Here is an 11,084-nt window from a genome sequence, read left to right as displayed (position 1 = left end):
GCCTGTCAAAAGTGCTTTTGCGTTACTCTTGACAAGAGTAACAGAACCGAGGACGAGCAAGTTTATGAGATTGGAGGTATAACTTATGCAAAGAACGATAAGCGCAATGGTGGGTAAAGGCTCGGTCAATCACAACAGCCGCAAGTTCAAGGCTGAAAATGTTGACGGGATCAGAACGCATTTGAACATTGATTACTGTAACGAGCCGATAAAGAAAATCTATCACGAATTGTTTGACGAAGCACTAAAAAGATACAACGAAAAGCAGACAAGAGCCGACCGCAGAATAGAAAACTACTATGAGAAAATCAGAAACTCAAAGCAAGAAAAGCCGTTTCACGAACTGATTTTACAGATTGGCGATAAGGAAAATATGAGCGTCGAAAGCGAAAACGGACAGCTTGCACGGCAGGTTTTAGATGAGTATTATCGGGGATTTCAAGAGCGAAATCCCAACCTAAAAGTGTTCTCTGCTCATCTGCATATGGACGAGGCAACGCCCCATTTGCATATTGATTTTGTTCCGTTCACAACCGGCAGCAACCGTGGACTTGACACGAGAGTATCACTAAAGCAGGCGCTTGCCGCACAAGGATTTAAGGGCGGAACCCGTGGAGATACCGAGTGGAATCAATGGGTAAGCGCAGAAAAATCTGCACTCGCATTCGTTATGGAACGACACGGAATTGAGTGGGAACACAAAGGAACGCACGAAAAACATTTGTCTGTTCTTGATTATAAAAAGCAAGAAAGAACAGCAGAACTTGAACAATTGGGTGCTAAAATCGAAGAAAAGCAAGCCGAATTTAATGTGTTATCCGAGCGAGTGTTAAACTATGATGATGGTTTGGAAAAATTAAGGAATGTGGAAGAAATGCTCGATAATGCCCCCGAATATCAGCTCTCCGAACCGCAAAGTTTTATGTCTGCAAAAGCATATAAAACCAAAATTGCAGAGCCGCTTATTCAAAAATTAAAAGCGTTAATCAAGACGGCATTGGCTCGTTGCTTTGAAGGTTGGGACAATTACCATAGATTAAATATCACGAACGGCAATCTCTATCGTGAGAACGAAATGTTATCGAAAATCAACAGTAAGCTGAAAAACGAAAACGAAAATTTGCGTTCAGAGGTCAAAGATTACAAACTTTTGCGCAAAGTTTTCGGGCATAAACAGATTGACGAGTTGCTTGAACAGGCAAGAAATATTAAAGGTCGTAAGCGTGAAAACCCACGCTCAAGATAAATAAATTTTTGGAGGTAAAACAAAATGGCAAACACAATTTTTGAACAAACAGGCGGTACTTATACGCAGGTCGGCGACTATATGTTGCCCGATTTATTACCGGCGGAAGAAGAAAAGAAAGCGAATATCGGCGCTTGGGCAATGAGGCATAAACGATATTTGAAGCAAAATCATAAAGTGCGTTATTACAATTTGCTGACAAGCGGTAAGCTAAATTCATATCTTGCAGATATTGAACAGCAGGCTCAAGACCTTTTTCTCTGGCTGGTAAAAGAACTTGCCGAAAAAGAAAATGTTAACGAAGAACTCAAGGCTGAAAATCTAATGCTTTGGGTACAGAAAATGAATAATATTCGTAATAGAGCGATAGAGGTCGTGAATACAAAACTTATTTTTACGGTATAAACACAAAGACGGCAAGGAGAGATACCTTCCCTTGCCGTCAATAATTATTTCCTATTTGCCCAAAAAGTGAGATACATTTGAGCGACCGATTCAAGCAACACAAACAATATATGTAAAATAATAAAAATACAAATAGATGTGATAAATTTTAGTGATACAATCGGCAAAATATTTTGCATAAGAGAAATCGCTATAAGTCCCACCAAGTATATAATTTCTACAATAACATTGTAAGCTATATTAGAAAGCAATATCTGAAATAGAGACAGTTGCTTTCCGTCAACTGGCTTATATTGTTTCTTGTTTGAGTCAGTTTCTTTCAAGCATTGTATATTTTTATTGTCCGCAGATACTAAAATCGTAATGATTGCTATGGAAAAAGAAATTAGAATTGCTACAATATTTATTTGTGTATCTATAAATTCAGAAAAGGTTAATAGAATTTTTTCTGAATTGCCAATATTGGAAAATATAGCAAATAGTAATGATACTATTGCAATTATAAGCGGAATAATAAACTTGTTATAGAGCTTCTTTCTTGATGCGAAGTAGTCTTTAATTGGAACAAATATTATATTTTTCATTTTTTGTTCCTCATTTCCTCTATAAACTCCTGTGCTTTTACAAAAAAATCAACACTATTTACTTCATTCGTTACAATTTCCGAACAAACTGATAAGTAATGTTTCATTTTCATAAGGTCTGTATCGACTTCAAACTGCCCGGACGTCTTTGTTCCTTTAACCGAAATCTTCTTTATCCTATTGTTACTTTGCAAATCATCATAATATGCTTTAATAAGGTTATCTGGGAATTTTTTAACTCCTTTAGGTCGTTTAATCCAAATTTCAACTTCATCATCTATTTCATCTCGATTAGCAAATTGCATAAAATCATCTTTTATAACATCTTTGCTGACCGTTAATTTAAGTGCGGATGTCGTTTTGGCGTCTTTTAGTGATGCTATAAAATCATCTCCTGGCATAATTTCGTATGACAGCTCATAATGGTATTTATCATCACTATCCTCATTATAATTTTCAAATTGAGTGTTTAGATAGTCAATAATACAATTTATTGATATTCCATAGTGATTGCTTTCGTGAACGGCAAGAAAGCGATGCTGCCCTTTTGTAAGACGTACACATAAATGTGTTTTTTCTTCATCTCCGTCTTTTTGACGTTTGCGTGTGCCGAGTTCTGTCATTGTTTCGGTATCAATTTCGTTTCTAACGTGATTATATTTTGCTGACTTAAAAATCACATTATAATTTCCGTTTTTCAAATCTTCAAACGAATCAAGCCACACAACTTTTTCAGAACTTGTAATATCTTTTTTTCTGTCGTTTAGACTTTTTTGAGTAATATAAGACAGTAAAGCTGAAAATGCAGCGACTATTTGTTGTATATCATAAACAGAAGAGTCGTTGCTATCTTTTTGCTTTGATATAGCAAGATAATAAAAGTAAATTGGAACATTTTTCTTTTGTTCTTGGCTATTCATTTTTAATCCCCCCCTCATAACACATCAGACAACAACTTCCAACTATCGCTTTTAATATCATCGGAATATGTTTCCGTACAAATACAAAGTTCACCACTTTGTTTATCTTGTCTGACTATGCCACCAAATAGATTATACTTATCGGTATAATTTTTTAATACGCCAAATTTTTTAGCTGTATATTTATCAATATCTTCACTATCACCAGATTTCGTAAATCCGCCTTTTGTTTCGATTATCCATACCTTGCCATCGGTTGTTCCAATAATATAATCGGGATAAAACGATTTTTGTTTTCCGAAGTTATCCGTATAAACAATAGAAAAATATTCAATTCCTTTGTCTCCGTTTTTATAAAACCATTGAATATTTTTACTGCTTTCACAATATCGTTCAAAAAGTTTTTCCGGCAAAGAGCGATTTTCCGCAGAAGAAAGATATCCTTTATACACATTTTTTGTAAATTCTGTTTGCGATTTTGATGTCCCATCATAGGTGAAAATCATTTCCAACGGAAATCCAATTGGTTTTTCTGTTGTTTTTGGAATTGACAAGGTTAGTTGCAGTGTTTCATCTGCCATAGCGTCACGAACATCTTCAACCAGTAAGCGTTCATTATTGATTATAAATGAATATAATTCCCTTGTTTCAACTTTTAGAATTTTAGAATCGCAGCGCAATCCGTTAAGGAATAATTTGCGCATAATTGTGTTGGTACTATTGTAATCCAAATTCACTTTATATCCTATTTCCGCAACACAATGATGATATTCTTTGCCGTGCTTATGTGTATTTAACGGCTCGTGTATAGAAATATCATTTAATCCGGTTATATTTTCTTTTGATAGAGTGTTCACTGAACCTGACTTTGTAAAATCGATAATATCCTCAGAGAAAGAATAACCGTGTGCCTCTAACAATGTTCTGTTTTTGACCGTATCATTTGTAATATGATATTTCTTTTCAAAATACTGGTGTATTACTTTTAGTGATAGTTTTGCATCACGTGGATATGGTATATCTGTCTTGTATTCACTGATGATTGTAAATGAACGATGCTCCGGCTTTAAAAACACCTTGTATGCGTCAAGAGCACCTTTTCCCAAACTCAGTTTTACACTCTCTGTAAATTTTTCATCTAATGTGTACAAATAGCAACTATCAAGCAAGTCATTTTCATAATGCTTTGCTTCAGGCATACGGCGAATGCGTCCGATTGTCTGAATCTCAAAAGTCTCACTCATATTATCACGAAGTTTAACAAGGATCTGTGCTCTAGGACAATCCCATCCGGTTGCGACCGCTTGCTTAATAATAACTGCAATAGGCTCTGCGTTGGGTTCTTCTATATCTTCGAGATTTTGCTTCTTGTCAGAAAGCCATACGGCAAGTAAATTGTTTTCGTAAGTAATACCTTTACTCTCAAAATATTCCTCAACTCTATCGAGTAAGGCGTCAGACTTATTCGGAATTTGTACGATGATAAGCGGATTGATTTCTGCTTTTTGTTTTGCATATTCAGAGCACAATTCACGTTGTTTGTTTATTGCTTTATCTAGTAAATATGTAATTTGATCATCAACATTTATATGCTGCTCAAAGTTTTCGTTAATAATAAGTAACTTTTTAATTAACCCTTCCGCTATAACATCTTCTTCGGGAATATCAATCAAAATAGCGTTTTTATAGTTTTTAGGCGTAGCAGAGCAGCGAATAATCTTATCTGAACGAAAAAGTTCAATAATATCATCTGCTTTAATTGTGTCGTTTTGATGAGACTCATCGACAATAATTTTAAAGGTTAAACCATCATCAAGTGCATTTCGTATATGTTCTATAAAATTAGTGCGTTCGCTGTCTTTTAATGCATTATTGCCTTTCTTGGTCAATTTTTCCCAGTTAATAAAGCAGGCATCATTTTCTTCAAAGCCGGAAGTCATAATATCTGATAGCAATTTTGTTTGGCTTCCGTGGATATATCTATCCATTTTTTCTTTACTTTGTTCCTCAAGGTTGCCCTTGCCGGGAGTAAGCCAAATAAACACAGTTTTATGATTGCTTTTAAAATACTCATCCATAAAACTCGTTAGAATAATAGTTTTTCCGCTGCCCGTACAACTTTTGAGTATAATATCTCTGTTGGATTGTTCCATTGCAGCAGTTAAGTCAGCAATAGCCCTTATCTGAAAATTTGCAAGGGTAATATTCATTTTTTAGCCCTCCAATTCCTTGTAATAGTAATCCGGAATAATATTTATTGAAATCTTTCTGTTTTTCAATATCTGTGCCTGTTGTGAATCCATTAAAATATCGTGACCTAAGTACAACTTTTGATATTTGGTATTGTTTTCAAGCTGCGAAATAAAGTCATCGAGTTCTTCCTCAGTAAGCACAATTCCAATTTTATCGTTGCCCGTGAAATTTACACCGTTTTCAAGTTCAACAAGTTCACGGATATGCTTTAACAACTCGTCCGCATATTCGTAATACATACGGTCAGAGATGGGAATATAGTCAACTTTATAATATTTCAGGCTTGCTGGCATTGCTTCAAAAACTTTTCCTTTTTCTGTGGTATAACCTCGTATTACATTTGAAAGCCTTTGATATGTTTTTCCCCTGCATATATTATTTTGGTTATTTGTACAAAGTATAAATTGTCTATTTCCTTCATCTTGAATGTTTTGAGATATTACAGCATGTCCTGTTGACCCTGAACCCGCAAAAAAATCTAAAACAGAAATATCTTTATCAGGATAAAGGGAAACAATTCTTTTTAATAAATCAACGGGCTTTTTACCATTTCCAAATTCGACATTACCTTCCTTAGTAAGATTTTTCATAGCACCATTAAAATCCCAGTATGTTCCTTGCAAATCTTTCTTATAAAGTTCGCCATCAATTATTTCACTTGTATCTTTGAGCCATACAAAAAGCCTACACTTTTCGCCCTTATAAAATTGCTCATATACACAACCTTTGTTTTTCCCCGTTTTAGGAATATATTCAATAGAAATGACATCATCAGATATATTGTTTTCATTTCTATAATTCATTACACGAGTACGGATTGAAGACTGAGCATTTGTTGTCTGAAATGTTTTTATACCATATTTTTTATATGCTTCTTTTTCGGAAATGTCATCATCTTTTGCAGCTTGCTTAATGGATTTAATAATAACATTTTTTCGTCTGAAAACTTTAATCTCATTACCATCACCATCTACTGTGCTGCCGATATACTCCTTATCGCCCTCATCAAAAAGAACAGAAGTATATTTCCAGCTTACTCCTTCTGAAATATATGTTTGTATGAGATCGGAAAGTTCAGTATATACATAAGCACCATTAAAAAGAGGCATTGTAGCATACTGCTTTGCATAAATCAGTATATATTCACAGTTTTTCTTTAATTTCTTATCTTCACCACCGCCAGATGCTCCAGCAATATTCTTCATATTAACACTTACTACATTAATGAAATTTTCTTCTCCAAAAATTGAATCGCAAATTAGACGAAGCTGTGATAATTCAATGTCACTTATCTGAGCAAATATTACACCTTTTTCACTTAAAAGAGAACGAGCAATTTCAAGTCTTTTCGACATAAAACTAATCCACTTTGAATGTCTGAATCCATCTTCCGAATCAACATAGCAATCGTCGTATATAAAATCCCTATTTCCCGTATTATACGGTGGATCTATGTAGATAAGGTCAATTTTACCTTTATGTGTCTTTTCCAGCAATTTTAGCGAAGCAAGATTGTCCCCCTCGATAAGGAAGTTCATTTGACCGCCGTTGTTGATGAACAAGTCTTTCTCTTCAGTCAGTACTGGCGTATGGGTATCCAGCACTTCGTCGATTTCCTCACGGTGTTCCTCAAAAACAAGTCCGTATTTTTTACCGTTTACATCTTTCTCTAAATCAGAAAGATAAGAAAGCAGATTGCCTGTGTTTTCGTCCTGCGGCGCATTGGATATAAAAGTGCGAATTTCCTTGATTTTAGCAAGTAAATCCTCACGCTTTTGCTTTGATATGTTAGTGCTCATTTTATTCCTCCGTATTTTTCTGCTCTTTTGGTATAATATTAGCCATTGAATTTAACAAAGTATTATATGCCTGCTGAGATGCTGCTTGCTCTTGCCATTTTTCAACCATACCCTGGGGAATATATGGATTTTGTATTGTTTCCCAGGTGATTTCTTTTTTATACCCGATATTATTAGCAATTTCTTCCAAAAGTTTATACATCAGATTTTTTCTTTTATTTGCCATTAAATCTGATTGCTCTGTTGAAGAATATGCTTCATAAAGTTCTTTCCAGGCAGCACGTACAGCTTTATCTTTTGCGAAAACGACATCAATAAGATTAAGAGCGTGAACGCTATCAACTGTCCAGCCATATATTCGTGAAGTCATAAGCACCTTGAAGATATGCATTTTGTCTTTTCTTATTTCTGCTCTGTTTTGTAAGTGCTGTCCAATCAAGACAGCAGCTATGGGAATTACAACTATTGCGATCAAATTCAATATATCTTTACATTCCATTTTTCTTTCCCCCTTACATCCACTCGCTGTCAACAGCCGTCCATTTTTCTTCAAATTCTTTATTTTCAACTGCTGCCATAAACGGCTCTATCAAAAATGCTTTGATAGTTTTCAGCACTGCGTTAAAATCATCGGTTTTAGTATCTATCTTTCGACAAAATGCTTTCCATTTCTTTTGCATTGCTTCATTTTCGGCAAAAGCCATAACCTGCTCAAATTGTTCTATCGTAAAGGCGTGTCCACGATTTTCAAAAGTCTTTTTAAGCGCTTTTGTCAGCGTTGCACCGTCAAAATCAAACTTATTGGCAAGATAATAAATATCATAATAATCTTTCATTCGGCTTGAAAATTCCATTAAATCGAGAATTGCATCAAGCTTTTCGGCAATTGTTGTTTCCAACGAATATGTATTTACAGTCGGAGAAGTGAAATCGTCAAGCTGTGTAGGAATTTTTCGCTTTTCCTGTTTAGGCACGATGACATCGCCAACGCCGAAATCAATGCTGAAAGGTGTTCTTGTATTCTTGATGTGTGCAACAAGCGATGCACCGATACCGGCGTATTTCTTTGCAACAGCAATGGGAGCAACATCTGTTATCTCAAATGTAACAAATTCATTTTCAGTAGGTGTTGCGATAATTTCTTCAAGCACAACTCGCAGTTGTTCAGGAGTGTTTGGCATTTGTCGAAGCAAAAAATCAACATCGACTGTAACTCTGCTGTCAAATTCGGTAAGCGAATAGATAAACAATCCGCCTTTGAGAACAAAATTTTCTGCGTATTTTGATTTTTCGAGTCTACGCAAAAATTCTTCCTGACAAAAGAGTTGTAAGCAAAGTTGATAACTTCTTCCACTTGCTTGCGCCTTATTCTTTAATCGAGTAAGCACAGATGCTGCTATATCAGCCATTCAGCAACACCTCCATCAGTTCGGTAACTTTTTTATACACACGCAATTTTTGGGAATAAGCAGAAAGATTATTCAGATTCTTTTTGTCGTCTTTTACATAAGCGTTAATGGCCTTGTTAAAAATTTCGTTATCTAATCTTGAACGATATTTGAAACAATCACATATTGTTCGCTCACGGTCATATACAGGCAGCTCAACTCCATTGAAATTGTCGGTGATTTTCCCAAGTTCATACAACTCAGGCTGCATATAATAAGGTTGAATAGCAAGCGAATCAATTTTTAGCTTTGTTCTTGACATTGAACGAGGCACAGCTATTGACCATTTTCGTGGTGCAAAGTCGCTGTAACCATAGTGAAACAATGCAGATTCGACACAAACTATTCCTTTTGGGATGAGTGTTGCAAGCAATTGCTCTTCTGAAGAAACCCCTTGTTCGGCAAGCTGATAGTATCCGTGTCGTACACGATTAAGAAAGCCTGCGTTACACAGGTTTACGACATCAACAGCTCTGATTCCGGCAGCAACAAAGTCGGCAGATTTTGCAATGCCATTATTGTCTACAACCACTTCTTTTGCTTGCTCTTGAAGATTCACTCATTCACCCTCTTCCTTAAATAAAATTCACGCACAGCGAATACGTAATTGTGTGCTGATTTTATTATACCTGAGACAACTAAAAAAATCAATTAATTTTACGCACATTTTTTGAAATGTGTGCGTAAAATTAAAATACATCTTGCAAAACAAAAAGAAATCAAGTATAATATAAATGTAAAATCAATCCGGTTGCAATTATTCTCTTCTTGCAACCATCGGTTTTATCACACCTGATAAGAAAATGATAAATTCTCGTCGTACAGGCAGTATAATATGGATTATCAAAATACCACGAAGACTACACAATACATTTTATAAACAAAATGTGTTAAGTTTAGCCTTTCGGCAACGAGCGGGAATAATTTCACACCCGTGAAAAAAGCCTTATTTTACTGGGCTTTTGCCGATTGTATATGCTTTTTGGCAACAAAATGGCAACATAATTTGAATTATTGTAAAAGTAAAGAGCTATCAGATTTTTTGAAAGTCTGATAGCTCTTTTTTGTTTTTTATTTTTACCAATTTAAAAAGTCATAAGCCATATTACCTAATGATTTTAATTCATCATCAAGTGTCATTGATTTTAGTAAATCGGATATTTTATTTTGACATTTAATATAATCAGCTTTGGTGAATTTACTCCACACAGTTTTGTTATATGGAATACCATTTAAAATTATGCTATCAAGTGGGCAGTCACACGATGAAAAATCAGGAATAGGTTTGTCTATAAATATCAAATCACTAAAAACATATAGATATTTGAAAGTCATATTTATAAGTTTTTGAGCAAGCCCAAACCCGGTTGCATAACGGTTGCCATTGCCTATAGTATTATCGCAAAACAACAACGAAATATCTTCAATAATTTTTCTTGAAAACACAAAATTTGATTCAGTAATGGCGCTGTTTGTAGCAGAGCAAATTTTCTTTTTGTCATTCAGAAAAGAAGCGCTGTAATAACGACCTGCCGTCATCATATCTGAGTATGCCAAATCAACGCATTTTGCTTGCACCTCATTTGGGTTGTTCTTATTTGTTGACCGGCGCAATAAAGAAGATTCTAAAAAGTTTCTTTTCCAATCCATTATCTTACCTCACATATCTTTCAGTCTGTCTTTGAAAGACTCAACCATAGCATCGCTGAAATTCTGTGACGGTATTTTTACAAAACCGGAAGTTTCATCATACTTCGGATAATTGTAGCGCCACTTGTCATATTCGTCACGGTTAATGTCGCCGTTATGATATTTCTCGGATTGTTCAGCCCACGCAGCGAGCATTTCTGAAAGCTCGGCAGCATCTGTTCCTTTTTTAGGGTCTGCATACATTGAAACACCGTTTTCAGTCTTTAATATTGTCAATCCGTATCTGTCCTCTAATGTAAACAAGGTGTGCATTAACCCTATGTAACTGTCAATGTCAGGAACAGAAAGAGCCTGTGGCGATATATCGAAAACCTCTGCAAGTTTATTTGTTAAATCAGCCTTAGGCGTTCTACTTCCGGATTCATACTGTGCCATACGAATGTCAGCGGTTTTTTCGGGAAATCCGACCACCTGTCCTAAATATTTCTGTGTCATTCCGCAAAGATTACGAAAGAACCTTATTCTCTCTCCGATTGCCATAAAATTTACGCTCCCTTATTCATATAATGTGCAAACAGTATATCATATATGTTTAGTATATGTCAAGTAACATAAAACAAAAAAGTTTAATATTTTTACGAAAACCACTTGACATAACGGAATATGTTTAGTATAATCATTAAGCAAATAGCGTTAAGTTGTTTGCGAAAACTGAATATCCGTCATACATCACGGTAATGGTGTATCCGCTCGGGCAAATCGGAATGCGGTCAGAAAGT

At 35.3% G+C, this 11,084-nt stretch carries 11 protein-coding genes; 2 read left to right on the top strand and 9 right to left on the bottom strand.

The genetic code is table 11. The annotated features are described in order from the left end of the window. Positions 1-85: 85 nt before the first annotated feature. A complete protein-coding gene (locus tag RBATCC27255_RS06320; RefSeq protein ID WP_242958582.1) occupies positions 86-1,246 on the top strand; it encodes a plasmid recombination protein in 1,161 nt (386 codons plus the stop codon). A 24-nt stretch (positions 1,247-1,270) separates the two neighbouring features. Then, complete coding sequence (locus RBATCC27255_RS06315; RefSeq protein ID WP_101029232.1) at positions 1,271-1,651, top strand: TnpV protein; 381 nt, start codon at positions 1,271-1,273, stop codon at positions 1,649-1,651. A gap of 44 nt (positions 1,652-1,695) precedes the next feature. Here the strand turns inward: RBATCC27255_RS06315 and RBATCC27255_RS06310 are convergent, their stop codons facing one another. The 9 genes from RBATCC27255_RS06310 to RBATCC27255_RS06270 form a co-directional block, all read right to left on the bottom strand. Beyond that, positions 1,696-2,235 carry a hypothetical protein gene (locus tag RBATCC27255_RS06310; RefSeq protein WP_101029231.1) on the bottom strand — a complete coding sequence of 180 codons (540 nt, stop codon included), beginning with the start codon at positions 2,233-2,235 and terminating at the stop codon, positions 1,696-1,698. After that, the gene (locus RBATCC27255_RS06305; protein ID WP_101029230.1) at positions 2,232-3,155 is read right to left on the bottom strand and encodes a hypothetical protein; all 924 of its coding nucleotides are present in this window, start codon (positions 3,153-3,155) and stop codon (positions 2,232-2,234) included. Before RBATCC27255_RS06305 ends, RBATCC27255_RS06310 begins: the two co-directional genes overlap by 4 nt. Before the next feature lie 14 nt (positions 3,156-3,169). Continuing rightward, complete coding sequence (locus RBATCC27255_RS06300; protein ID WP_101029229.1) at positions 3,170-5,365, bottom strand: DEAD/DEAH box helicase; 2,196 nt, start codon at positions 5,363-5,365, stop codon at positions 3,170-3,172. Positions 5,366-5,368: 3 nt separating this feature from the next. Continuing rightward, complete coding sequence (locus RBATCC27255_RS06295; protein ID WP_101029228.1) at positions 5,369-7,207, bottom strand: site-specific DNA-methyltransferase; 1,839 nt, start codon at positions 7,205-7,207, stop codon at positions 5,369-5,371. Between the two features lies 1 nt (position 7,208). Then, positions 7,209-7,706, bottom strand: a complete 498-nt coding sequence (locus tag RBATCC27255_RS06290; RefSeq protein WP_101029227.1) for a DUF6680 family protein — start codon at positions 7,704-7,706, stop codon at positions 7,209-7,211. A gap of 13 nt (positions 7,707-7,719) precedes the next feature. Then, positions 7,720-8,616: a nucleotidyl transferase AbiEii/AbiGii toxin family protein gene (locus tag RBATCC27255_RS06285; protein ID WP_101029226.1), complete on the bottom strand. Its 897-nt coding sequence runs from the start codon at positions 8,614-8,616 to the stop codon at positions 7,720-7,722. Then, positions 8,609-9,214, bottom strand: coding sequence for a type IV toxin-antitoxin system AbiEi family antitoxin domain-containing protein (locus RBATCC27255_RS06280; RefSeq protein WP_101029225.1), 606 nt, complete (start codon positions 9,212-9,214; stop codon positions 8,609-8,611). Before RBATCC27255_RS06280 ends, RBATCC27255_RS06285 begins: the two co-directional genes overlap by 8 nt. Before the next feature lie 518 nt (positions 9,215-9,732). Then, positions 9,733-10,305 (bottom strand): hypothetical protein, encoded by a 573-nt coding sequence (locus RBATCC27255_RS06275; RefSeq protein WP_046432936.1) that lies wholly within the window; start codon positions 10,303-10,305, stop codon positions 9,733-9,735. Positions 10,306-10,314: 9 nt separating this feature from the next. Next, positions 10,315-10,845 (bottom strand): helix-turn-helix domain-containing protein, encoded by a 531-nt coding sequence (locus RBATCC27255_RS06270; RefSeq protein WP_046432938.1) that lies wholly within the window; start codon positions 10,843-10,845, stop codon positions 10,315-10,317. Positions 10,846-11,084 lie beyond the last annotated feature (239 nt).

Origin of the sequence: Ruminococcus bromii, assembly GCF_002834225.1 — a bacterium.
GTDB lineage: Bacteria > Bacillota > Clostridia > Oscillospirales > Acutalibacteraceae > Ruminococcoides > Ruminococcoides bromii.
This window is presented reverse-complemented; position numbering and strand designations above follow the sequence as displayed.

Bases quoted from the DNA above. Each gene is read 5' to 3' on its own strand.
- RBATCC27255_RS06320 (WP_242958582.1), top strand. From the start codon at position 86: ATGCAAAGAACGATAAGCGCAATGGTGGGTAAAGGCTCGGTCAATCAC.
- RBATCC27255_RS06315 (WP_101029232.1), top strand. From the start codon at position 1,271: ATGGCAAACACAATTTTTGAACAAACAGGCGGTACTTATACGCAGGTC.
- RBATCC27255_RS06310 (WP_101029231.1), bottom strand. From the start codon at position 2,235: ATGAAAAATATAATATTTGTTCCAATTAAAGACTACTTCGCATCAAGA.
- RBATCC27255_RS06305 (WP_101029230.1), bottom strand. From the start codon at position 3,155: ATGAATAGCCAAGAACAAAAGAAAAATGTTCCAATTTACTTTTATTAT.
- RBATCC27255_RS06300 (WP_101029229.1), bottom strand. From the start codon at position 5,365: ATGAATATTACCCTTGCAAATTTTCAGATAAGGGCTATTGCTGACTTA.
- RBATCC27255_RS06295 (WP_101029228.1), bottom strand. From the start codon at position 7,207: ATGAGCACTAACATATCAAAGCAAAAGCGTGAGGATTTACTTGCTAAA.
- RBATCC27255_RS06290 (WP_101029227.1), bottom strand. From the start codon at position 7,706: ATGGAATGTAAAGATATATTGAATTTGATCGCAATAGTTGTAATTCCC.
- RBATCC27255_RS06285 (WP_101029226.1), bottom strand. From the start codon at position 8,616: ATGGCTGATATAGCAGCATCTGTGCTTACTCGATTAAAGAATAAGGCG.
- RBATCC27255_RS06275 (WP_046432936.1), bottom strand. From the start codon at position 10,305: ATGGATTGGAAAAGAAACTTTTTAGAATCTTCTTTATTGCGCCGGTCA.
- RBATCC27255_RS06270 (WP_046432938.1), bottom strand. From the start codon at position 10,845: ATGGCAATCGGAGAGAGAATAAGGTTCTTTCGTAATCTTTGCGGAATG.